The 24076-nt window shown below is 71.0% G+C and carries 17 protein-coding genes; 8 read left to right on the top strand and 9 right to left on the bottom strand.

Annotated elements, in window-relative coordinates:
• Positions 1–39: 39 nt before the first annotated feature.
• From CEK69_RS06120 to CEK69_RS06140, 5 genes are all read right to left on the bottom strand, one after another.
• Positions 40–999: an alpha/beta hydrolase gene (locus CEK69_RS06120; protein ID WP_152244443.1), complete on the bottom strand. Its 960-nt coding sequence runs from the start codon at positions 997–999 to the stop codon at positions 40–42.
• 270 nt (positions 1000–1269) lie between these two features.
• Positions 1270–2127 (bottom strand): PA4780 family RIO1-like protein kinase, encoded by an 858-nt coding sequence (locus CEK69_RS06125; protein ID WP_017909291.1) that lies wholly within the window; start codon positions 2125–2127, stop codon positions 1270–1272.
• Positions 2128–2535: 408 nt separating this feature from the next.
• Positions 2536–3984: an efflux transporter outer membrane subunit gene (locus CEK69_RS06130; RefSeq protein WP_152244445.1), complete on the bottom strand. Its 1449-nt coding sequence runs from the start codon at positions 3982–3984 to the stop codon at positions 2536–2538.
• Entirely contained in the window at positions 3981–7109 is a 3129-nt protein-coding gene (locus CEK69_RS06135; RefSeq protein WP_017912444.1) for an efflux RND transporter permease subunit, read from the bottom strand. Before CEK69_RS06135 ends, CEK69_RS06130 begins: the two co-directional genes overlap by 4 nt.
• Before the next feature lie 10 nt (positions 7110–7119).
• Positions 7120–8262, bottom strand: a complete 1143-nt coding sequence (locus CEK69_RS06140) for an efflux RND transporter periplasmic adaptor subunit (RefSeq protein WP_017916319.1) — start codon at positions 8260–8262, stop codon at positions 7120–7122.
• Between the two features lie 345 nt (positions 8263–8607).
• On the opposite strand from CEK69_RS06140, the gene CEK69_RS06145 reads away from it, so the two are divergent.
• A complete protein-coding gene (locus tag CEK69_RS06145; protein WP_152244447.1) occupies positions 8608–11034 on the top strand; it encodes a glucose/quinate/shikimate family membrane-bound PQQ-dependent dehydrogenase in 2427 nt (808 codons plus the stop codon).
• 213 nt (positions 11035–11247) lie between these two features.
• Here CEK69_RS06145 and CEK69_RS06150 read toward each other — a convergent pair whose 3' ends face one another.
• Genes CEK69_RS06150 through CEK69_RS06165 form a run of 4 tightly spaced genes read right to left on the bottom strand, consistent with a single transcriptional unit; the run spans position 11248 to position 16358 of the window.
• The gene (locus tag CEK69_RS06150) at positions 11248–12555 is read right to left on the bottom strand and encodes an MFS transporter (RefSeq protein WP_152244449.1); all 1308 of its coding nucleotides are present in this window, start codon (positions 12553–12555) and stop codon (positions 11248–11250) included.
• 48 nt (positions 12556–12603) lie between these two features.
• On the bottom strand, positions 12604–13503 hold the full coding sequence (gene aroD, locus CEK69_RS06155) for a type I 3-dehydroquinate dehydratase (RefSeq protein ID WP_226975060.1): 900 nt from the start codon (positions 13501–13503) through the stop codon (positions 12604–12606).
• 42 nt (positions 13504–13545) lie between these two features.
• On the bottom strand, positions 13546–14841 hold the full coding sequence (locus CEK69_RS06160; RefSeq protein ID WP_152244451.1) for a carbohydrate porin: 1296 nt from the start codon (positions 14839–14841) through the stop codon (positions 13546–13548).
• Positions 14838–16358: a right-handed parallel beta-helix repeat-containing protein gene (locus tag CEK69_RS06165; RefSeq protein ID WP_152244453.1), complete on the bottom strand. Its 1521-nt coding sequence runs from the start codon at positions 16356–16358 to the stop codon at positions 14838–14840. The genes CEK69_RS06160 and CEK69_RS06165 overlap by 4 nt, the downstream gene beginning before the upstream one ends.
• Positions 16359–16634: 276 nt before the next feature.
• Between CEK69_RS06165 and CEK69_RS06170 the strand changes: the two genes are divergently transcribed.
• The 7 genes from CEK69_RS06170 (at position 16635) to CEK69_RS06200 (ending at position 23936) form a co-directional block, all read left to right on the top strand.
• Positions 16635–17174: a gamma carbonic anhydrase family protein gene (locus tag CEK69_RS06170; protein ID WP_152244455.1), complete on the top strand. Its 540-nt coding sequence runs from the start codon at positions 16635–16637 to the stop codon at positions 17172–17174.
• 97 nt (positions 17175–17271) lie between these two features.
• Positions 17272–18195, top strand: coding sequence for a DUF2167 domain-containing protein (locus CEK69_RS06175; protein ID WP_152244457.1), 924 nt, complete (start codon positions 17272–17274; stop codon positions 18193–18195).
• Between the two features lie 172 nt (positions 18196–18367).
• Complete coding sequence (locus CEK69_RS06180) at positions 18368–19045, top strand: RDD family protein (RefSeq protein WP_150410941.1); 678 nt, start codon at positions 18368–18370, stop codon at positions 19043–19045.
• Entirely contained in the window at positions 19042–20076 is a 1035-nt protein-coding gene (locus tag CEK69_RS06185) for a stage II sporulation protein M (RefSeq protein WP_152244459.1), read from the top strand. The genes CEK69_RS06180 and CEK69_RS06185 overlap by 4 nt, the downstream gene beginning before the upstream one ends.
• On the top strand, positions 20066–21763 hold the full coding sequence (locus CEK69_RS06190) for a DUF4129 domain-containing protein (protein WP_152244461.1): 1698 nt from the start codon (positions 20066–20068) through the stop codon (positions 21761–21763). The genes CEK69_RS06185 and CEK69_RS06190 overlap by 11 nt, the downstream gene beginning before the upstream one ends.
• Positions 21760–22947 carry a DUF4350 domain-containing protein gene (locus tag CEK69_RS06195; protein ID WP_148827485.1) on the top strand — a complete coding sequence of 396 codons (1188 nt, stop codon included), beginning with the start codon at positions 21760–21762 and terminating at the stop codon, positions 22945–22947. Before CEK69_RS06190 ends, CEK69_RS06195 begins: the two co-directional genes overlap by 4 nt.
• Positions 22944–23936, top strand: a complete 993-nt coding sequence (locus CEK69_RS06200; protein WP_152244463.1) for a MoxR family ATPase — start codon at positions 22944–22946, stop codon at positions 23934–23936. The genes CEK69_RS06195 and CEK69_RS06200 overlap by 4 nt, the downstream gene beginning before the upstream one ends.
• Positions 23937–24076: the final 140 nt, after the last annotated feature.

Consider the following 24076-nt stretch of genomic DNA (forward strand, 5'->3'; position numbering starts at 1 on the left):
GTGGCGATTGCCGGGAGGGGGTACGCACTGCGGTTGGGCTCACTCCTGCGCGGCCACCGGCAGCAGCCGCTGGCGCAGCAGCAGCGCGGCCAGGTCCAGGGTTTCGCCGGCCACGCGCATCACCCTGCCCATGTTGATGAAGCCGTGGATCATGCCGGGGTGGACGCGCACCAGGGTTTCCACACCCGCCTCGCGCAGGCGCTGCGCATAGTGCAGGCCTTCGTCGTGCAGCGCGTCGCGCTCGGCCAGCACCACCAGCGCCGGGGCGACGCCGGCCACGTCCGGCGCCACCACCGGGGAGATGCGCCAGTCCGATGCCAGCGACGGGTCCGGCAGCAGCTGGCGGTCGAAGTAGCGCATCGCCGCTTCGGTCAGCGGCGGAATGCCGGCGTTGTGCACGCGCGAGGGGAAGGGATTGTCCGGGCGCACGTCGGTCAGCGGATAGATCAGGATCTGACAGCGCAGGGCGATGCCGGCATCGCGCGCGGCCAGCGCGGCGCTCGCCGCCAGCGCGCCGCCCATGCTGTCGCCGGCGATGGCCAGGCGCTGCGGATCGGCGCCGACTTCGCTCGGGTGCGCGGCCACCCAGTGCACCACCGCGATCACGTCCTCGATGCCGGCCGGCGCCGGATGCTCTGGCGCCAGCCGGTAGTCCACCGCCAGCACCTGGCAGCCGGCGCGCGCGGCCAGTTGCCGGCACACGTCGTCGTGCGAATCGAGGTCGCCGACCACGCCACCGCCGCCGTGCGCGTAGAGGCAGGTCGGCGCCGGCCCCGTGTCGAGGCCATGCGGGCGGTACAGGCGCAGCGGAATCGGCGCGGCCGGACCCGGCGCCTGCAGGTCGCGGACCTCGGCCATCTCCACGCGCGGGAAACCGAATTGCGCGGCGACGCCGCGCATCATCGCCCGCGCCTCGGGCAAGGGCAGTTCCTCCATCGGCGGCTGCCCGGACTGCTGGGCCTGGGCGAAGAAACGGACGACGTCTGGATCGAAATACATGGGTGGCCCTCCCGGGGCGGCTGCGCAAGCGGCGTCGAGCCAATTGTTATGCTCCATAACCATTTCCGCAAATAAGCGAACCGGAACGCCGATGCGCGGTAGCCGACGGGTCAGCGGCAGGCGGCCGATCGTCACGGCGCGGATGCGCGTGCAATGCAGGCGCGGCGAGGCATTGCGCAGCTTGGAGCACGCGCTGGCGACCGGGCGCGCACGCGGTGCCGCCACATTGCGGCGCAGCATGGACTTGCGCGCTGCGTGGCGGAACGCGGCTCAGTCGTCCTGCGCGGCGGCTTCGCGGCCCTGCTGGCGGATGATGGCTTCCTGGCGCGCGTCCTCGATCGAGGCGCGCACCGCGCGCACGTCGGCGCGACGGGTGTCGAAGGTGAAGCGGCCGGTGAGCGCGCTGTCCGGGCGCAGCGTGCCCTTCTCGTACAGCGCCCACATCTCCTCGCCGTAGTGGGTGGCGTTGAGCTCGGGCGCGAAGCGGCCCAGGCAGTCGCGCAGGTTGTGCACGTCGCGCAGCAGCATGCTGCGGGCGGCGTTGTTGCCGGCGGCGCTGACCACCTGCGGGAAGTCGATCACCACCGGACCATCGGCGGCGACCAGCACGTTGTATTCGGACAGGTCGCCGTGCACCAGGCCCAGGCACAGCATCTTCACCACGTCGCCGACCAGCTGCGTGTGGAAGGCGCGCGCCTGCTCCGGTTCCAGTTCCACCTCGCCCAGGCGTGGCGCGCTCTGCCCGTCGGCGTCGGTGACCAGGTCCATCAGCAGCACGCCGTGGAAGTAGCCGCGCGGCTGCGGCACGTGCACGCCAGCGTCCACCAGCTGGTACAGGGTGTTGGCCTCGGTGTCCTTCCACGCGGCTTCCTGCTCGCGGCGGCCGAACTTGCTGGCCTTGCCGATCGCCCGCGCCTGGCGGCTGCCGCGCACCTTGCGCCCTTCCTGGTACTGCACGCGCGCCTGGAAGCTGCGCTGCGCCATGTCCTTGTAGACCTTGGCGCAGAGCACGTCGTCGCCGGCCTGGACCACGTAGACCGCGGCCTCCTTGCCGCTCTTGAGCGGGCGCAGCACGCCGTCGATGACACCATCGTCGATCAGCGGCTGCAGGCTCGGGGGGATCTTCATCGGGTGCGGCGTACCTATAGTGAGTCGCCGCGATTATGGCCCAAGGCTGGCGTGGTGCCCGGCGTGCCGGTACGGCGCCGACCGTGTCGCCAACGCGCCGAAGATACGTACGGAGCGGCTTGCGGCCTGTGCGACGAACGATTGGGCGGCGCGGCGGCGCCCGACATTTGTCTACGACGGCCGCCGAGGTGTACCGCCGCGTTCAGCTATCGAGCCGGTGGCACAGGGCTGTCGTGTTGTTTGCGGCGAGGACGCGCGCGAGGCGTTGCCTGGGTGGATGGTTGGATAGGCGTTCGACTGCCATCGCGTCGGGACTGAAGTCCCTCCCACAGGAGCGCGTCGCACGTGGCGGGGCTTCTGGCCGCTCGGGCCTGCCTGGGCTCGCCTCAGGCAGGCCTCGATCGCGGTTCAGGGCGCGGTAGCGGCCTGAGCCGGGGCCTGGGCGTCGGCGCCGCCGCCGAGCACCTGGTACAGGGTGACGCGGTTGCTGGCGTCCTGCAGGCGCAGTGCGATCAGCGCCTGCTGCGCGGCGAACAGCGAACGCTGCGCATCCAGCACCGGCAAGTGGCCGTCCAGGCCGGCGCGGTAGCGCGCGTCGGCCAGGGTGTAGCTGCGCTGGCTGGCGTCGACCAGGGCCTGCTGCGCGGTCAGCTGCGCCTGCAGATGGTCGCGCGTGGCCAGGGCGTCGGCCACTTCGGCGAAGGCCGACTGGATCGCCTTCTCGTACTGAGCCACGGCGATGTCCTTGCCGAGCTTGGAGGCGTCCAGCGAGGCCTTCAGCGCGCCGGCGTGGAAGATCGGCGCGGTGATGCTGGGCACGAACGACCAGGTGCGGCTGCCGGCGGAGAACAGCGTGGACAGCGCATCGCTGCTGCGCCCGGTCGAGGCGGTCAGGCTCAGCGACGGGAAGAACGCCGCGCGTGCGGCGCCGATGTCGGCGTTGGCCGCCTGCAGGCTGTGCTCGGCGGCGAGCACGTCCGGGCGCTGCAGCAGCACCGCCGAGGACAGGTGCGCCGGCAGCGGCGCCAGCGCCACGCTGTCCTGCATGGCCTGCGCGGTCGGCAGCAGCGCTGCGTCCACCGGCGCGCCGACCAGCAGCTGCAGCGCATCGCGCGCCTGCGCCAGCTGGGTGGCGGCGCTGGCGACGGCCACGCGCGCCGACTCCACGCTGGTCTGCTGCTGCGCCAGGTCCAGCCCGGACGCGCTGCCGATGCTGTGGCGGCGCTCGGTCAGTTGCAGGGTCTGCGCCTGGCTGTCCAGGGTCTGCTGCGCCAGCTCCAGTTGCGCCTGGTCCGCGCCCACGGTCAGCCACGCCGCGGCGACCTGGGCAACCAGGGTCAGGCGCACGTTGCGCTGGTTTTCCGTACTGGACAGCCAGTTCTGCAGGGCTTCCTGCTTGAGACTGCGCAGTTGCCCGAACAGATCCAGCTGCCAGCTGCTGAGCCCGACCTGCAGGGTGTCGCTGGTGCTGACCTGGGAGACGCCGTCGTCGTTGCTGGCGGCGCTGCTGCGGCTGCGGCTCATGCTGGCGTTGGCGTCGAACGACGGCAGTTGCGCGGCGCGCTGGAGGCGGTACTGCGCGCGTGCCTTGTCGATGGACAGCACCGCCACGCGCAGGTCGCGGTTGTTCTGCAAGGCCAGCGCGATGGTCTGGCGCAGCCGCGGATCCAGGAACACCTGCTGCCAGTCCGGCATCGCCAGCGTGTCGGTGGCGGCGCCGGCGGCGGGCGCCACGTCGACCGCGGCCAGGTCGGCCGGCACGGGTGCCGCCGGGCGTACGTAGGTGGGCGCCAGGGTGCAGCCGGACAGGGCCAACAGCGTGGCCACCGCCACGCTCATGCGGGTCAACGCGCTCATGCCTGCGTCTCCGGGTGGGCGACCGCCGGTCCCGGGAACATCCGGCGCACGATCACGTAGAACAGCGGCACGAAGAACAGGCCCAGGGTGATCGAGGCCAGGGTGCCGCCGGTGACGCCGGTGCCCAGCGAGTGGCGCGCGGCCGAGCCGGCGCCCTTGCTGAACACCAGCGGCAGCACGCCGAGCAGGAACGCCAGCGAGGTCATCAGGATCGGCCGCAGACGCATCTGCACCGCATGCAGGGTGGCGGCGAGCAGACTTTCGCCGCGGTGCTCGAGGTCGCGCGCGAACTCGACGATGAGGATGCCGTTCTTCGCCGCCAGGCCCACCGTGGTCAGCAGGCCGACCTGGAAGTACACATCGTTCTCCAGGCCGCGCAGGGTCATCAGCAGCACCGCGCCGAACACGCCCACCGGCACCGCCAGCATCACCGCGAACGGGATCGACCAGCTCTCGTACAGCGCCACCAGGCACAGGAACACGAACAGCAGCGAGATCGCATACAGCGCCGGCGCCTGGTTGGCCGACAGCTTTTCCTGGTAGGCCATGTCCGACCACGCGTAGCCGAAGCCGTGCGGCAACTGCTTGCTGAGTTCGGCCATCGCGTCCATCGCCGCGCCGGAGCTGACCCCGGGCACCGCCTGGCCGGTCAGTTCCATCGCCGACACGCCGTTGTAGCGCTCCAGCGCGGCCGGTGCGCTGGTCCAGTGCGAGCGGGTGAACGCCGACATCGGCACCATATCGCCGCCGCCGTTGCGCACCGTCCAGCGGTCCAGGTCCTGCGGCGCCATGCGTGCGTCGGCGTCGCCCTGCACGTAGACCTTCTTGATGCGGCCCTTGTAGATGAAGTTGTTGACGAAATCGCCGCCGAGCGCGCTGTTGAGCGTGGCGTTGATGTCGCCCGGGTCCACGCCCAGCGCCTGCGCCTTGGCGTCGTCGATCTTGACCGCGTACACCGGCGCGTCTTCCAGGCTGGCGTAGCGCACGTTCATCAGCTTGGGATCGTGCTGGGCCAGCCGCAGCAGCTTGTCGCGCGCGGCGACCAGGGCGGCATGGCCGGCGCCTTCGTAGTCCATCAGTTCGAAGGTGAAGCCGGAGGCGTCGCCCAGGCCGGTGATCGCCGGCGGCGAGGTTACGAACAGTTCCGCGTCGGGCACGTCGGCCAGCGCCTTGTTCAGATGGTCGGCGATGGTCGCGGCATCGTCGTCGCGGTCGTCCCAGTCCTTCAGCCGCACGAAGGCCATGCCGACGTTCTGGCCGGCACCGGTGACGCTGAAGCCGGCCGAGGACAGCACCGAGCGCACGCCCGGATCCTTCAGCGCGGCCTTGGTCAGCCGGTCGGTCACCGCCAGGGTCTGCTCCAGGGTGGAGCCGGCCGGCAGCTTGACCAGCACGTTGAGCATGCCCTCGTCCTCGTCGGGCAGGAACGCACCGGGCAGGCGCCACAGCAGCAGGCCGGTGACCGCGATCAGCAGCGCATAGGCGAGCAGGCCCAGCGCGCGCTTGCCCAGCACCCGTTCGACCAGCGTGCGGTAGCGCTCGGACAGGTGCCGGAAGCGGGTGTTGAACCAGATGAAGAACCAGCCCAGGCGCCCGTGCGAGCCGATCGGCGCCTCGCCCTGGTGCAGCGGCTTGAGGATGGTCACGCACAGCGCCGGGGTCAGGGTCATCGCCACCAGCACCGACAGGATCATCGAGGCGGCGATGGTGATCGAGAACTGCCGATAGATCACGCCGGTGACGCCGTTGAAGAACGCCATCGGCACGAACACCGCGGTCAGCACCAGCACGATGCCGACCAGGGCGCCGCCGATCTGCTGCATCGAGCGCAGCGTGGCTTCCTTCGGCGGCAGGCCTTCCTGGCCCATCACCCGCTCCACGTTCTCCACCACCACGATGGCGTCGTCGACCAGCAGGCCGATCGCCAGCACCATCGCGAACATGGTCAGGGTGTTGATCGAGTAGCCGAACGCGGCGAGCACGCCGAAGGTGCCCATCAGCACCACCGGCACGGCGATGGTCGGGATCAGCGTGGCGCGCCAGTTCTGCAGGAACAGGTACATCACCGCCACGACCAGTAGCACCGCCTCGATCAGGGTGATGACCACTTCCTTGATCGAGGTGGTGACGAACGGCGTGGTGCTGAAGGCGATGTGATAGTTGAAGCCGTGCGGCCAGTACTGCTTGAGTTCCTGCAGGCGCTGGTCGATGGCCTTGGAGGTCTCCACCGCGTTGGCGTCGGAGTTGAGCTCGATGCCCAGCGAGGCCGAGGGCTTGCCGTTGAAGCGGGTGATGCTGTCGTAGGTCTCCGGGCCCAGGCCGATCCTGGCCACGTCCGACAGATGCACGGCGGCGCCGCTGGCATCGCTCTTGAGCACGATCGCGCCGAACTGCGCCGGGGTCTGCAGGCGGCTGCGGGTGGTCACGGTGGCGTCCAGGCGCTGCCCGCGCAGCGCCGGCTGGCCGCCGATCTCGCCGGCGGACACGTCGGTGTTCTGCGACTGCAGCGCGTTCTCCACATCCGAGGGCATCAGCGCGTACTTGCGCAGCTTCTCCGGGTCCAGCCAGATGCGCATGGCGTATTCCGAGCCCATCGGCTGGATGTTGCCGACGCCGCTGACGCGGCTGATCTGGTCGTCGATGTTCGATTCCATGTAGTTGGCGACATCGAAGTTGTCCATGCTGCCGTCGTCGGAGGTGAACGCCACCACCTCGAACAGCGAGCCGCTGGACTTGGTGATGACCAGGCCGTTCTGCTGCACCGCCTGCGGCAACACCGACATCACCGACTGCAACTGGTTCTGCACCTGCACCTGCGCGGTGTCGGCGTTGGTGCCGGTCTCGAACACCAGGTTGACCTGCGCGGTGCCGTCGGAGGCGCTGGTGGAGGTCATGTACAGCAGGTGGTCCAGGCTCTGCTGCGACTGCTCGATCAGCTGGGTGACGGTGTTTTCCACCGTCTGCGCCGAGGCGCCGGTGTAGGTGGCGCGCACGGTGATGGTGGGCGGCGCCATGTGCGGATAGCGTTCGACCGGCAGCCCATGGATGGCCAGCATGCCGATCAGGACGATGACGATGGCCATGACCCAGGCCACCACCGGGTGGTTGACGAAGAAGCGCGACATGCGGGAGTCCTCAGTCGGCCTGGGCGTCGTCGCCCGGCAGCGCCGGCGCGGCATCGAGCTGGGCGGCGGTGACCGGATACGGCTGCGCCGGCTTGCCGAGTTCGGCGCGGCTGCCGTTGACCACGATCAGGCGCTCGCCCGGCTTGAGCCCGGACTCCACCAGCCAGTCGTGGCCGATGGCCTCGCCGGTGCGGATGTGCCGCTCCACCACCTTGTCGTGCGCATCCAGCAGCTTCACCACCGGCTCGCCCTTGCTGTCGCGGGTCACCGCCTGCTGCGGCACCAGCACCGCGCCCTGGTCGGTGGCCATCGGTAGCACCGCGCGCAGGTACATGCCCGGCAGCAGCAGGTGTTCGGGATTGGGCACCACCGCGCGCAGGGTGACGTTGCCGGTACCGGCGTTGACCTGGGTGCCGACGAACTCCAGCGTGCCGGCGTGCGGATAGGTGCTGCCGTCCTCCAGCCGCACCTGCACCTGCGCCTTGCCGTCGATGGCGTGGATCTGCCCGGCGTCGAGCTGGCGGCGCAGCGCCAGCATCTGCGTGCTGGACTGGGTGACGTCCAGGTAGATCGGATCCAGGCGCTGGATGGTGGTCAGCGCCGCGTCCTGCGCGGCGGTGAGCAGCGCGCCGACGGTGTAGGCGGAGGTGCCGATGGTGCCGGAGATCGGCGCGGTGATGCGGGTGTAGTCGAGGTTGATGCGCGCCGCCTGCAACGCCGCCTTGGCCGCGACCACCGCCGCCTCGTCCTGGCGCAGCGCGGACACCGCATCGTCGGCATCCTGCTTGCTGGCCGCGTCCATGTCGGTGAGGCTGCGGGTGCGCTCGGCCTTGGGCCGCGCGCTGGCCAGCGCCGCCTCGGCCTGCACCAGGTTGCCGCGGGCGATGTCGTAGGCGGCCTGGTACGGCGCCGGATCGATCACGTACAGCGCCTGCCCGGCCTTGACCTCCTGGCCCTCCTGGAACAGGCGCTGGCGCAGCAGCCCGCCGACCTGCGGGCGCACGTCGGCGGTCTCGTAGGCCACGGTGCGACCGGCCAGGGTGCGCTCCACCGGCAGCGTGCGCGCGCCCAGGGTCAGCACCCCCACCCGCGGCGGCGGCGCGGCCGCCGGCTTGTCGCCGGAGCAGCCTCCGGCCACGGCAACGGCCAGCAATACGGCACAGCGAACGGGACGACGAGGCGCCTGGAAACGGTCGGACATGGGGAGTGCGGCTGGGAAGAAACGCGCAACGCTACTCCACGGATGTGTCGCATCGCACCATGTCTGTAACAGTGCGTTGTACGGGCTTCACCAAGGTCGGAGAAACGTCGGAAACCGGCACACAGCGTCGCACCGGCGGACGGCGCCATTCGTTCTATTACCGAACACAAATGCGATAATCGCCCAACGTGGCGACGTCCTTTCCAGACGCGGCATGTCATCGTGCGCACGCCCGCCTTCGCCGCCCTCGTGGCCGGCCGCGGACGCCGTGCGTCTCCCCTGCAGAGGATCGAAAACGTGCAAACCCAATCGGATGTGTCGGCCGGCGGCCGGATCTTGCTGTGGAGCGTCGGCCTGCTGCTGGCGCTGATCGGGCTGGCGCTGCTGGTCGGCGGCATCCGCCTGGCCACCCTCGGCGGCAGCCTCTACTTCCTGGCGATGGGCGCGGCCTGCGTGGTCTCGGCCGTGCTGCTGCTGCGGCGGCGTCCGGCCGGTGCCTGGCTGTACGCACTGGCGTTCGTGCTGAGCGTGGCCTGGGCGTACTGGGATGCCGGCCTGGCGTTCTGGCCGCTGGTGTCGCGGCTGATGATGCCGGCGGTGCTGGCGCTGCTGGTCGCCCTGGTCTACCCGACCCTGCGCCGCGCCCGCGGCCTGCCCGGCGGACGCGGCGCCTATGCACTGGCGGCGGTGCTGGCGCTGGCCTGCGCCGGCGGCCTTGCCGGGATGTTCGTGCCGCATCCGCCGGTGGCCGCCAGCGGCCCCGGCCCGGCACCGGTGCCGGTGACCCCGGCGCAGGCGCAGCGCGACTGGAGCCACTACGGCAACACCGCCGGCGGCAGCCGCTTCGCCGCGCTGGACCAGATCGGCCGCGGCAACGTCGGCCAGTTGCAGGTGGCCTGGACCTACCGCACCGGCGACATCGCCCTCAGCGACGGCAACGGCGCCGAGGACCAGACCACCCCGCTGCAGATCGGCGAGACGCTGTACGTGTGCACCCCGCACAACAACGTCATCGCGCTGGACGCCAGCAGCGGCCGGCAGCTGTGGAAGCACGAGATCAACGCGCAGTCCTCGGTCTGGCAGCGCTGCCGCGGCCTGGCCTACTTCGATGCCGATGCGCCGCTGGTCCAGCCCAGCGCCGCCAACGCCTCGCCGGTGGCGGCGGCGCTGCCGGCCGGCGCCAACTGCAGGCGCCGCGTGCTGACCAACACCATCGATGCGCGGCTGATCGCGCTGGACGCGGACACCGGCGCGTTCTGCAGCGGCTTCGGCCAGAACGGCCAGGTCGACCTGAAGGCCGGCCTCGGCGCCGCACCCGATCCGTTCTACCAGTTGACCTCGGCGCCGACCGTGGCCGGGACCACGGTGGTGGTGGGCGGCCGCGTCGCCGACAACGTGCAGGCCGACATGCCCGGCGGCGTGATCCGCGGCTTCGACGTGATCACCGGCGCACAGCGCTGGGCCTTCGACCCGGGCAACCCGCAGGACACGCAGCCGCCGGCCGCGGGCAAGACCTATGTGCGCAGCACGCCGAACGTGTGGGCGCCGATGTCCTACGACGCCGCCTCCAACACGGTGTTCCTGCCGATGGGCAGCCCGTCCACCGACCTGTACGGTGCCGAGCGCAGCGCGCTGGACCACCGCTTCGGCGCCTCGATCACCGCGCTGGACGCCAGCACCGGCCAGGTCAAATGGGTCTACCAGACCGTGCACAACGATCTGTGGGACTTCGACCTGCCGATGCAGCCGAGCCTGATCGAGTTCCCGATGGCCGACGGCCGCAAGGTGCCGGCGCTGATCGTCGGCACCAAGGCCGGCCAGCTGTACGTGCTCGACCGCGCCACCGGCAAACCGCTGACCGAGGTCCGCGAGGTGCCGGTGAAGGCCGCCGACATCCCGCACGAACCGTATGCGCTGACCCAGCCGCTGTCGGTGGGCATGCCGCAGATCGGCACCAAGCACCTGAGCGAAGCGGACATGTGGGGCGCCACCCTGCTGGACCAGATGCTGTGCCGCATCGCCTTCAAGAAGATGCGCTACGAGGGCCTGTACACCGCGCCCGGTACCGATGTGTCGCTGAGCTTCCCCGGCTCGCTGGGCGGCATGAACTGGGGCGGGCTGTCGGTCGACCCGGTGCACGACGTGGTGTTCGCCAACGACATGCGCCTGGGGCTGTGGGTGCAGATGATTCCGCAGAAGGCCGACAAGGCCGCCGCCTCCAGCGGCGGCGAGGCGGTCAACACCGGCATGGGCGCGGTGCCGCTGAAGGGCACGCCATACGCGGTCAACAAGAACCGCTTCCTGTCGGCGCTGGGCATCCCCTGCCAGGCGCCGCCGTTCGGCACGCTCAGCGCGATCGACCTGAAGACCCGCAGCATCGCCTGGCAGGTGCCGGTGGGCACCGTGCAGGACACCGGCCCGCTCGGCTTCAAGATGCACCTGCCGATCCCGGTCGGCATGCCGACCCTGGGCGGCACCCTGGCCACGCAGAGCGGCCTGGTGTTCATCGCCGGCACCCAGGACTATTACCTGCGGGCGTTCGACAGCGGCACCGGCAAGGAACTGTGGAAGGCACGGCTGCCGGTGGGCAGCCAGGGCGGGCCGATGACCTACGTGTCGACCAAGACCGGCAAGCAGTACATCGTGATCACCGCCGGCGGCGCGCGGCAATCGCCGGACCGCGGCGACTACGTGATCGCCTACGCCTTGCCGAACGCCAAGTAGGAAAACGGCACGCCATTGCCACCTGCGTGCGGTGGCAATGGATGGACCCGCGTTCGTGAGACCTCACAGCGCCTCGACCGAGGCGCGGCAGGTTGGCCGACACATGGGGTACGGCGCCGGACCCGGCGCCGATCGGGTGACGCAGGCCAGGCCGCGCCGCAAAGCGCATTGTCCTCGAAGACTAGACAGACTCGCGCCCGCGCCGCCCCGCCCTCACCGTGCCGGCTGCAGCCGCATCGTCAGCACCGCGGCAATGGCCACCAGCAGCGGCAACGCCAGCACGTAGTACAGATTGGCCGGCTGCCAGCCGGCGTCGACCAGCACGCCGACGGTCATCGGCGAAAGGATCGCGCCGACGCGGCCGATGCCGATCGCCCAGCCCAGGCCGGTGGTGCGCACGGTGGGCGCGAACACGATCGGCGCCACCGCATACAGGCCGGCCATCGAGCCGAACAGCGCCGCACCGATCACGAAGGCCACGGGGAAGGCCAGCTGCAACTGCGTGCCGAGCGTGGCGAACGCCGCCATTCCCAGTGCGGCGATCAGGAAGCTGACGGCGGTCAACCGCGGCAGCGCGAAACGTGCGGCCAGGCCGCCGAACAAGGCGCCGCCGACGATGCCGCCCAGGTTCAACAGCACCCCGCCGGTGACGCCCTGCTCGGCCGACAGCCCGGCCTGCACCAGCAGTTTCGGCGTCCAGCTCAGCACGAAATAGAAGGCGAACATGTGCATGAAGAAGCCCAGCGCGATCAGCACGCTGTTGCGGCGCAGTTGCGGGGTGAACAACGCAGCGTAGCCCGCCTTCTCCTGCACCGGCGGGCGCGGCGGCAGCGCGTCAAGGGTCGGTGCACGCATGCGCGCCAGCAGCACGTTGAGCCGCGCCAGCGCATCCGGCGGGCGCCGGCTGAGCAGGAAGTCCAGCGATTCGGGCAGCAGCGCCAGCACCACCGGGATGCACAGCAGCGAGGCGAGTGCGCCGAACAGGAAGGCCGCATGCCAGCCCCAGCGTTCCAGCAGCATCGCGGCGATCAACCCGCCCAGCGTGGCGCCGATGGGATAGCCGGTGGCCTGCAGGGCCACTGCGGTGCTGCGCCACTTCGGGCTGGCGTATTCGGCGGTGATCACGCCGACGCCGGCGAGCATGCCGCCGATGCCGATGCCGGTGAACACGCGCAGCGCCGCAAGTTGCCAGATGTCCTGCGCCAGTGCCGAGGCGGCCATGCCGACGGTCAGGATCGCCAGGCAGCACAGGATCATGTTGCGCCGGCCCCAGCGGTCGGCCAGCGGCGCCAGCAGCAGCGAGCCCAGCGCCATGCCCACCAGCCCGGCGCTGAGCGCGATCCCCAGCAGCTTGCCGGACAAACGCCAGGCCTCCGACACGTGCGGGGCGATGAAGGCCATCACCATCACGTCGAACCCGTCGAGCATGTTCAACAGCACGCAGACCGCGATCGCCGTCCACTGGAACCCGCTCATGCGATTCAGGACGAGGGCGGTGGGCGGGGCGGCGGCATGGCTCATGGCAACACTCCTGCAGGAACGGCGAACGAGGACGGCAGCGTCGCGGGATTACTTGGGCGGCGCGGCGGCATGCAGCGCATCGAGCGTCTGCCGCAACCGCGCCGCGTCGATCTGCCCGGGCGCCGAGGCGCTGCCGAGCATGCCGAAGGTCAGGCTCTGCCCGAAGGTCTCGCCGGACAGCCGCGACACCGCACCCAGCGGCCCCATCGCCATGGTCAGCAGCGGCTGGCCACTGCGCTGGCGCATCTGCCAGGTGGCGTCGAGCAGGTGCAGCACGTCGCCCGGATCTCGCGGCATCACCGCGATCTTCAGCACGTCGGCGCCCAGCGCCTGTTGCCGCTGCAGCCGCGCCACGATCTCCGCCACCGGCGGGGTGGCGTGGAAGTCGTGGCTGGACATCACCACGTACACGCCCTGCCGGTGTGCGCGCTCGACCACCTGCCGCAGCACCGCCGGGTCGCGGAACATCTCCACGTCGAGCAGGTCGGCGAAGCGCGCGTCCAGCAGGCGCGCGTACAGCGCGCCGTAGGCGGCATCGTCGATCGCCACCGCACCGCCCTCGGCCTTGGTACGGAAGGTCAGCAGCAGCGGCTTGCCGTGCAGTGCCTGCGCCAGGCGCGGCCCCAGGGCCGCCAGCGCCGCCGCGTCGGTGGCCCCGTCCATCAGGTCGATGCGCCACTCGGCCAGGTCCGCATCGGGCGAGGCGGCGATGCGCTGCGCCTGCGCCAGCGCCTCCCCGGCATCGTGCGCGGTGATCGGCACGATGATCTTGGGCAGGCCGGTGCCGATGGCGAGCCCGCGGATCTGCAGCACGCGCGGCGGCGGCAGCGGCGCGCCCGCGGACGGCGCGGCGGGCGCCGCTGCCGGAGGCGCCGCGGGTGCGGCCTGCAGCGGCGATGCCAGCAGCAGGCCGGCGCAGCACAGGAAGGTCAGTCGTCGTGAGAACAAGGGCATCGGGATCGGCCTGGGCAGGAGGCGCGCAGCGCGCGCTCAGAAGGTGAGCTTGACCTGCAGCCCCACCGCCAGCGCGTTGTCGGTGCGCGCATAGGCGAAGGTGCCGGGGTTGACGATGTACTGCACGTCCGGCCGCAGCATCAGCCAAGGGGTCAGCTGCGCGCTGTAGGACAGTTCGTAGAGTTCCTCGGCGGTATCGAGCGCGAACACCGGCGCCTCCGGCGGCACGCCGGCATCGCGCAGCGCCGCGCGGCGCGCGTCGAGCAGGCGATGGTTGATGTCGGCGCCGACGTAGCCCAGCGCGATGCGGTCCTGGCTGCGCCGGCCGATGCCCTGGTAGACGCCGCCCAGCGCGTACCAACGGGTGATCTGCGCGGTGGCATGGTCGGACACCATGTACTGGGCGAAGCCGGTGAGGCCGCGGCCGCGCTCGCCGCCGGGCGAATACAGCTTCTGTTCCACCAGCAGGTAGGCGCCGTCGCGGCCGGTGGTGGCGCGCGGGTCCAGGCCCTTGCGCGGCACGCGCGAGGAGTCGTAGTAGCCGCCGAACTTGTAGGTGCCCGGGTAGTTGCCGCCGGCGCCCGGCGTCCAGGTGAGTTCGACGGGGAACAGCGAGCCGGTGGTGCCGCGCGCGTCCAGGTCGAAGGCGGTGTGCACGTTGTTGTTGGTGCTGGGGTTGACCTGGAACCAGCCGACCCGCAGGTTCGCCGCCGGCGTCAGTTGCTGCGCCACTTCCGCGCCCCAGCGTGCGTTCGGATAGTTGTACCAGCCGCTGTTGCCGGACATCGCCAGCGGATGCGCGCAGAACGCGGCGTTGACGAAGTTGGTCAGCAGCGTGTGCGCGCCGAACTGGTTGCCCATCGCGTAGAAGCCGGCCTTGATGTAGCTGCGCCCGTCGTTGAAACGGCGGTCGTAGCTCAGTTCGGTGAGCCGGGTGAACTGGCCGCCGTAGGCTTCCTGGATCGGGAAGCGGTTGCCGAGCAGGTCGGCCGAGGTGCTGCGGCCGCGGCGGTCGTTGACGGTCACGTGCAGCGTGCCGCCGCCCCAGCCGGCCAGTTTCGCCAGGTCCAGGTCCACGCCCAGCCGCACCTGCTGCGCATAGCGCGCACCGCGCTCGCCGCGGCCGCCGTCGACCAGGCCCATGGCTTCGCCGACGTAGTCGCCGCGCACGTTGACGCCGCGCTGCAGCCAGTCGCTGCGCGTGCCGTCCCAGTCGCCGGTCAAGGTGCTGTGCGCCAGGTCGGCGGCGTCCTGCGCGGCGGCGACCGCCGGGGCGAAGGCGATGGCCCCGGCCAGCAGCGACCAGGCCGGCAGCGACGGTAGGCGGCTCACGGCGCCACCGCCAGTGGCGCGCTCAGCGGCGAGGTCGCGCCATCGTCGCTGGTGACGGTGGCGGTGAGCGTGGCCAACGCCGCGCCGTCGCCGTCGCCGTCGCCGTCCAGCGGCAGCGCAAAGCGGCCCTGTCCCTGTGCATCCACTTGCGCCTCGACGCGGCCCAGATAGCGTTCGGCCTCGTCGTCGCCGGGCCGGCGATTGCCGAACAGCTCCACCGTGTAGAGATGGCCGGGCCGGCCGACGAAGCTGCCCTGCACCTGCGGCACGCCGGCGCCACGCTCGATCGCGCGCAACTGCGGAGCGGCCTGGCCGAAGTTCGGCGGCGGTTGGCAACCGTCGGGCGCAGCAGCGCCGCAGATCGCCGCGCGCTTGCGCGGGTCCGGATCGACGCCGATGCCGCGCGAGCCGACGAAGGGCGCATGCTCCAGGCCCGGCACGCCGAACACGATGGCGCCGCGCGGCTGGCCCGGGGCGCAGGCACCGCCGGCGAAGCAGCGTTCGATCTTCAGGCCATTGCCGGACAGCAGGTTGGCGCTGAACCGGTTGGGCTCGCTACGCGGCTGCGGGCGTACCGCGATGCCGATGCCGTTGCCGGTCAGGCGGTTGCCCTCGATCAGATTGTCGCGGCCAGTGACGCTGACCCCGATCGAATTGCCGGCGAAGTCGTTGTCGGCGATGGTGTTGCGGTTGCCCCAGTTGATCTGCAGCCCGTCGGAATAGCGCTCGAAGCGGTTGCGCAGCACGGTGTTGTCGTTGCCCCACAGGATCTCGATGCCCTGCGAGGGCTCGGGGTTGGCGTCGGTGGAGCGGAACACGTTGTCGGCCACCAGGTTCCAGGCCGCGCCGCGGGTCAGTTCCAGGCCGTCGCCGTTGTCGAGGAAGGTGTTGCGCTCGATGCGGTTGCGCACCGTGGTGGTGGCGGTGGACTGGCCGTTGCCGTCGTCGCCGGTCAGCATCACCCCGGCGCCGCCGTGGTTGGCGACGATGCGGTTGTCGCGCAGCACATTGTCGCTGGCGCGGTTGAGCAGCACGCCGATGCAGAAGTTGCGGATCTCCAGGCCGCTCAGTTCCACGCCCTGGGTGTCGCGCAGCACCAGGCCCGGCAGCGTGGTGCTGCGCACGTTGGTGCCGAACTGGCCCTTCTCCGCGCCCGGGCAGGCGGCGGTGCCCTTGCCGTGGATGTAGCCGGCACCGTCGATGGCGATGTACTGGCCGTCGTGCGCCCGCGCCAGGCCCGCCACCTGCAGCGGCCCCTGCAGCGCCGGCAGCGGCGCGCGCGGGCGGATCACGTACGGCGGCGCGCCCACCGCGGCGATCTCGATGCGGTAACGGCCGGGGGCCTGGTTGGCGGTGGCGATCGCCCAGCGCAGGGAGCCCGGGGCATCGTCGTCGGCGTAGCGGTCCACGGTGAGCACGCTGCGCTCCGGCGGCGGCGGCTCGGCCTGGTAGGCGCACACGGCACCGGGAAGCAGGGCCGCGAGCAGGGCCAGGCCGCGGGAAAACGCACAGGACATGCACCATCTCCAACAGAATCGGGACCGCACCGGCGGCGGGCGGCGCCGCGGCCGCCAGCGGGCACGCGTCGCGCGCTGCCAGACGCCGGGACAGCGGCAACGCTAGTTTTATCGCACTGCACCATTCAAGTGCGAATATCGATTAGCGGTGCGTTTATCGCACAACCGCGTGCTTCGCCCAGCCGCTCGGGCGCTCCACGGGCGGCAGCCGGCGCCAGGCGCCGCGCTATCATCGGCGCCCGCGTGGCCGCCGGCCGCCCACCGCCGGAGAGCAGCATGTCCCCGATCCGCCCCTACCTCGACACGACTCCGCAGCTGGGCGCGCGCGTCTATGTCGACCCGGCCTGCACCGTGATCGGCGACGTGGTGCTGGAGGACGACGTGTCGGTATGGCCGGGCACGGTGATCCGCGGCGACGTCAACTACGTGCGCATCGGCGCGCGCAGCAACATCCAGGACGGCAGCATCATCCACGTCAGCCACCACAGCCCGTTCAACGCGGCCGGCTACCCGACCCTGATCGGCGCGGACGTGACCGTGGGCCACGGCACCATCATCCATGCCTGCACCATCGAGGACCTGTGCCTGATCGGCATGGGCGCCTGCATCCTCGACGGCGCCACGGTGAAGAAATACGGCTTCGTCGGTGCCGGTGCGGTGGTCGGCCCGGGCAAGACCGTCGGCGAGGGAGAGCTGTGGCTGGGCAATCCCGCGCGCAAGGCGCGCATGCTCAGCGACAAGGAGATCGAGAGCCTGCACTACTCGGCGCAGCACTACGTGCGGCTGAAGGACCGTTACCTCACCGGCAACGGCTGAGGCCACTGCGGTGGTTGCGGCACCTGCGCCGCGGCTGGCGTGCGCCGCGCGCTTGCGCGACACTAGGCGCCTCTGGCGTGGGGACGCCACCGAACGAATGGAATCGCCGATGATCAAGATCTCGCTGCGCGGCCTGCTGGCCGTTTTTTTCTGCGCGCTGTGCGCCACCGCCGGCCCGGCCCTGGCCCAGGACAACGGCCCGGACATGACCGCCGAGCAGTTCGTCGGCTCGCTGCATTTCCGCGACGGGCATATCGAACTGCCGCAGGCCAAGGTGCATTTCGACCTCGGCCCGGCGTTCCGCTTTCTGGACAAGGCCGACGCGCGCAGGGTGCTGGAAAGCTACTGGGGCAACCCGCCCGACGACGACGTGCTGGGCCTGATCGTGCCGCGCCAGCCCGCGCTCGACGAGAAGGGCAGCTGGGCGGTGGTCGTCACCTATTCCGACGACGGTTACGTGTCCGACGAGGACGCCAGCAAGATCGACTACCAGGCCATGCTCAAGGACATGCAGGAGGAGACGCGCGACTCCAACGCGCAGCGCAAGAAGGCCGGCTACGAGCAGGTCGACCTGATCGGCTGGGCGGTGCCGCCGCGCTACGACACCGGCAGCAAGAAGCTGTACTGGGCGCGCGAACTGGCGTTCGCCGGCGAGCACGAGCACACCCTCAACTACGACATCCGCGTGCTCGGCCGGCATGGCTATCTGAGCCTCAATGCGGTCTCCGGCATGGGCGAACTGGCGCAGGTGCGCGAGGGCATGCAGCAGTTGCTGCCGATGGCCGAGTTCGACAGCGGCGCCCGCTATGCCGACCACAACCCGTCCACCGACAAGATCGCCAGCTACGGCCTGGCTACCCTGATCGGCGGCGGCCTGGCGGCCAAGGCCGGCCTGTTCGCCAAGCTGGGCCTGTTGTTGGCCAAGGCCTGGAAGCTGCTGCTGGTCGGCCTGATGGCGCTGGTCGCCGGCGTGCGCAAGCTGTTCTCCGGGCGCCAGCGCGACGGCGGCACGGTACGCTGATCGGCGCCGCCGGCGTGCTGGGCAATTCACGCCACGCCGGCTAAAGTGCCGCTTCGGAGCAGGACGCAGTCGAGAGCAGCATGCCGCCACAGGCAGCCGGCCGAACGGAAGGACGGCCTCCCCACATCGCAGGTGCCCGTGTCCGCCGCACCACCTGGCGGCGGTAAGCGGCATGCTCGATACCTACCGCGAAGTCATCACCCCCGAGGGCGTGCCGCTGCATCTGCCGGCCGCCGGTGCGGTGCCGCGCGCGCTGGCCTGGCTGATCGACCTGGCGCTGCGCTTCGCCCTGCTCACCGCCATGGGCATGTTCCTCGGCCTGCTCGGCGGCCTCGGCCAGGGCCTGTACCTGGTGGCGATGTTCCTGGTGTTCTGGGCGTACCCGATCGTGCTGGAGGGCTGGCGCGGCCAGACCCTGGGCAAGCAGGCGCTGGGCCTGCGCGTGGTGGCGCGCAACGGCGCGCCGGTGGGCTGGATGGCCGCGATCACCCGCAACCTGCTGCGCACCGTGGACATGCTGCCGTTCGGCTACGCCGTCGGCCTGATCGCCTGCCTGTTCGACACCCATTCGCGGCGCCTGGGCGACCTGGTCGCGGGCACGCTGGTGGTGCACCAGCCGCCGCGCGAGGACGAGGCGCTGCCGCCGATCGCCAGCGCGCTCGCGCCGCCGCGACCGCTGCTGCCGGCCGAACAGGCGGCGCTGATCGCCTTCGCCGAGCGCGCGCCGCGGCTCACCCCGGAGCGGCAACTGGAACTGGCCGCGCTGGCGCAGCCGCTGACCGACACGCCGGGCCAGGCCGGGGTGCTGCGCCTGTACGCGATGGCCAACTGGCTGCTGGGCCGCCGATGAAACAGGAACAGTTCGTCCTCCGTCATCAGCAGGAATGGCAGGTGTTCGAGGCCTGGCTGCAGCGCAGCGCGCGCACGTCGGCGCCGAACAAGGCCGGCGCCGCCGACGACGCCAGCAAGACCGCCGCGCAGCCGACGCCGCTCGCCGACGAGGACATGCCGGCGCGCTACCGGCGCGTGTGCCACCAGCTGGCACTGGCACGCAGGCGCGGCTACAGCCCGCAGGTCACCGCGCGCCTGCAGCACCTGATGCAGCAGGGCCACACCGTCCTGTACCGGGCGCCGCGTCCGCGCTGGCGGCGCGCGGCGGAATTCCTGTTCGCCGAGTTCCCGCAGCTGGTGCGCAGCCAGGCCGGCTACATGGCGGCGGCCACCGCGCTGTTCGTGGTGCCGCTGGTGACCATCTTCGTGCTGCTGCAGTTCCGTCCGGAACTGATCCACGGGTTGATGGACCCGATGCAGGTCACCCAGGTCGAACGCATGTACGACCCGGCCGCCAGCGCACAGAAGCTCGGCCGCGACAGCGGCACCGATTGGCAGATGTTCGGCCACTACATCATGAACAACATCAGCATCGGCCTGCGCACGTTCGCCAGTGGCCTGCTGGCTGGACTGGGCACGGTGCTGGTGCTGCTGTTCAACGGCATCACCATCGGCGCGGTGGCCGGGCACCTGCACCAGATCGGCTACGGCGTCACCTTCTGGCGCTTCGTTGCCGGGCATGCGCCGTTCGAGCTGACCGCGATCGTGATCGCCGGCGGCGCCGGCCTGCAGCTCGGCCTGAAGGTGCTGGCGCCGGGACGGCGGCAGCGCATCGATGCGCTGGTCGAAGGCGGCAAGATCGGCGCGCGGCTGTGCCTGGGCGTGGCTGCGATGCTGCTGGTGGCCGCCTTCATCGAGGCGTTCTGGTCGTCCATCGCGACCGTGCCTGCGTGGATCAAGTACAGCGTGTCGGCGGCGCTCTGGACGCTGGTGCTGGCGTGGCTGTGGCGCGGCGGGCGCGGCCGCGCGGAGGCGATCGATGCGGATTGAGCGCCTGGACGTGGTGCTGCGCGCACGCTCGGCCTGGGAAGCGATGGAACTGGGCAGCGCCCTGGTCCGCCGCCACGCCGGGGCGATCTGGAAGCCCTGGCTGCTGGTCACCCTGCCGCTGTTCGCCGTGCTCAACCTCGGCGCCTGGGCGATCGATGCGCTGTGGCTGGCACCGCTGCTGCTGTGGTGGCTGAAGCCGGTGCTGGACCGGATCCCGCTGTTCGTGATCTCGCGTGCGGTGTTCGGCGACGTGCCGCGTGTGCGCGACACCGTGCGCGCGCAGGGCGCCTGGGGCTGGCGCACCCTGATCGGCTACCTGACCTGGCGCCGGTTGAGTCCGGCGCGCAGCGTGTTCATGCCGCTGGAATTGCTGGAAGGCGCGAGCGCCAGCCAGCAGCGCGAGCGCCGCCGCACCCTGGGCGGGGCGATCTACGGCCATGCGCTGCTGATGGCCAGCGTCTTCGCCACGTTCGAAGGCATGCTCAGCCTGGCCTGCATCGCCACGATCTTCCTGTTCGTGCCCATCGACCTGCTGCCGGAAACCGCGCGCGCGGCCTGGTCGCTGATCGGCCAGCAGACCCCGGTGTGGGCGGACATCGGCTTCAATGCCATCGCCTGGCTGGCGATCACCCTGATCGAACCGTTCTTCGTCGGCGCCGGCTTCGGCCTGTACCTCAACCGGCGTACCCAGCTCGAAGCCTGGGACGTGGAAATGGCGCTGCGTCGCATGGCCGCGCGCCTGCGCGGCGCCGCGCCGCTGGCGGTGCTGTGCGTGGCCCTGCTCGCCGCGCCGGCCGCGGCGCTGCGTGCGCAGCCGGCGGCCGACGACACGGCGGTGCAGACGGCGGCGGAGCAGGATGCTCCCGCCGACGCCGGGCGCGATGACGGGACCGATGCCGATACCGATGCCCACACGGACACGGACAGTGATGCGGATGCGGATGCCGACACCGACAGCAAGTCCGCCGCCGATACCCACCACCACAACGCCGCGCATCCGGTCCCGCTGGACGAGGTGTTCGACACCGAGCCCGCCGCCGATGCGCGCTTCGCCCGCGCCGCCGACCGCGCCTACGCCGACCCGCTGCTGACCGCCAAGCGCACCATCGGCTACTGGAAGAAGCGCAATCCCGACGAACCGCCCAAGCCGGACGACAAGCAGCAAGACCTCACCGCGTTCGGCAAATGGATGAAGGCCACCGCCCAGGCCATCGCGTTCGTCGGCAAGTGGGGCATGTGGGTGCTGGCCGGCATCCTGCTGCTGATGCTGCTGCTGACCGCCAGGCACTGGCTGCCGTGGATGCGCGGCACCGGGCGCCGGCGTGCAACGGTGGCGACGGCACCGGAGCACACGCCGGTGCTGGCGCCGCAACCGCTGCCGGACGACGTGGCGACGGTGGCACGACGCGCCTGGCGCGAAGGCCGCCACCGCGACGCGCTCGCGCTGCTGTACCGGGCGAGCGTGGCGACGCTGTGCGAGCGCGCCGATCTGGTGCTGCCGCCCAGCGCCACCGAGGCGCAGTGCCTGCGCGCCGCGCAACGCCTGCCCGATGACGCCGACCGCAGCCTGTTCGCACGCATGGTGCGGGTCTGGCAGCACGCCGCCTATGCAGGCCGGCTGCCCGAGGACGGCGCCTTCGACGCGCTGGTCGACGACCTGCAGCGCCAGTTCCGGTGGCAGGCATGAACAGCGGCACGCGCAATGCGCTGATCTTCCTGGTCGGCCTGCTGCTGGTCAGCGTCGGCGCGGCCTGGTTCTTCGGCCGCTACGAACGCGCCGAGCGGGAGATCGTGCTGCCGCCGCGCGGCGAGGCCGCCTACAACCCGCTGTACGCGCTGCGCCAGACCCTGCGCGCCGACGGCGTGCGTGCCGAGTCGCGGCAACGCCTGGACCTGGAGGCGATGCGCCTGCGCCCGCACGACAGCGTGGTGCTGTATGGCGACCCACGCATGCTCGGCAAGGCCGACGGCGACGCCTTGCTGGACTGGGTGGAGCATGGCGGACATCTGGTGCTGCGCACGCCCACCGCGGAGGTCAAGCGCGGCGACGTGCCGATCCTGGAAGCGCTGGACATCACCGTCGAGGCGCGCAGCCCGGACGACTGCCTGGTCATGGCGGTGCCGGGCGCGGCGCCACACAAGGTGTTCTGCGGCGGCCGCCGCTTCAACATCGACCCGGATACGCCCAGCAACTGGTGGAGCGGCGAGGACGACGACTTCGTGTTCGCGCGCGTGCCCTACGGCGACGGCAGCGTGGACGTGCTGTCGGAACTGGATTTCCTCGAGAACCAGGACGACCGGCTCGGCAGGATGTTCGAGGGCTCGCCGATGGAAGACGATCCGGTGCTGCGCAGCGGCGGGCTGCGCGAGGCCGGCAACCGCCTGCTGGCACGCCAGGTGCTGGGGCCGAACTACGGCCAGGGCACCATCCACCTGATCTATTCGGCCGAACTGCCGTCGCTGTGGCGCACCCTGTTCACCCGCGGCTGGCCGGCCTGGCTGCCCGCGTTGCTGGTCCTGCTGGCCTGGCTGTGGTCGCGCATGCAGCGTTTCGGGCCGCTGCTCGCGGCGCCGGCCGAGGATCGCCGTTCGCTGCTGGAACACGTGCGCGCCAGCGGCGAACACCTGCTGCGCTACGGCCGCGCCGACCTGCTGCACGCGGCGGTACGCGAGGCGTTCCTGGCGCGGCTGCGCCGGCGCGCGCCGATCGCCGCCGCGCTGGAGGGCCCGGCCCAGGCCGCCGCCATCGCCGAACGCCTGCAGCTGCCGGTGGCGCAGGTCGAACAGGCGCTGCAACCACCGCCGCCCAACCAACCCGCCGCCTTGCGCGAGCGCATCCGCCTCCTCGTCCAGATGAGAAACCAGCTATGACCACCGCCTCCTCCGACGCCGTCGCGCCGCTCGCCGGCCCTGCCCTGATCGAACGCGCCGAGGCGATCCGCGCCGCGGTCGGCCACGCCTTCATCGGCCAGCCGGAGGTGCTGGACCAGATCCTGATCGCGCTGCTAGCCGGCGGGCATGTGCTGATCGAGGGCGTGCCCGGCCTCGGCAAGACCCTGCTGGTGCGCGCGCTGGCGCAGGCCCTGGAACTGAACTACGCACGCGTGCAGTTCACCCCGGACCTGATGCCCAGCGACGTCAGCGGCCACGCCGTGTACGACCCCAAGACCGAGAGCTTCAAGATCCGCCGCGGCCCGGTGTTCACCCACCTGCTGCTGGCCGACGAGATCAACCGCGCCCCGGCCAAGACCCAGTCGGCGCTGCTGGAAGTGATGCAGGAAGGCCAGGTCACCATCGAAGGCACGGCCTTCCCGCTGGCGCCGCCGTTCCTGGCCCTGGCCACGCAGAACCCGGTCGAGCAGGAAGGCACCTACCCGTTGCCGGAAGCGCAGCTGGACCGCTTCCTGCTGAAGATCCTGATCGACTACCCGCAACTGGAAGACGAGGCGCGCATGGTCGCCGCGGTCACCAGCGGCCGCAGCGCTGGCGACTTCGACCTGTCGCAGGTGCCGCGCGTGCTCGGCGCCGAGGACGTGGTGGCGATGCAGGCCGGCACCGCGGCCATCGCCGTCGACCCGCAAGTCATCGACTACGCCGTGCGCATCGTCGCCGCCACCCGCCGCTGGCCCGGCATTGCGCTCGGCGCCGGCCCGCGCGGCAGCATCGCCCTGGTCCGCGCGGCGCGCGCGCAAGCCGTGCTGTCCGGCCGCGACTTCGTCATCCCCGACGACATCCGCGACGTGGCCAAGCCGGCCCTGCGCCACCGCATCGCCCTGGCCCCGGAACTGCAGATCGAAGGCCAGAGCGCCGACGACGCCCTCGGTGGGTTGCTGGCCAAGGTGGAGGCGCCGCGGAAATGAGCGGGGAGTCGGGAATGGGGAATGGGGAATGGGAAAAGCCGGGGTTCCCGGCGTTGCCCGTAATTCCCGATTGCAGTGATCTGACGAACGCAGCGACCCGTCGCGCTGCAGCCCTGCCGCTTTTCCCATTCCCCATTCCC

Source organism: Xanthomonas sp. LMG 12462 (assembly GCF_009192885.1).
Lineage (GTDB): Bacteria > Pseudomonadota > Gammaproteobacteria > Xanthomonadales > Xanthomonadaceae > Xanthomonas_A > Xanthomonas_A sontii.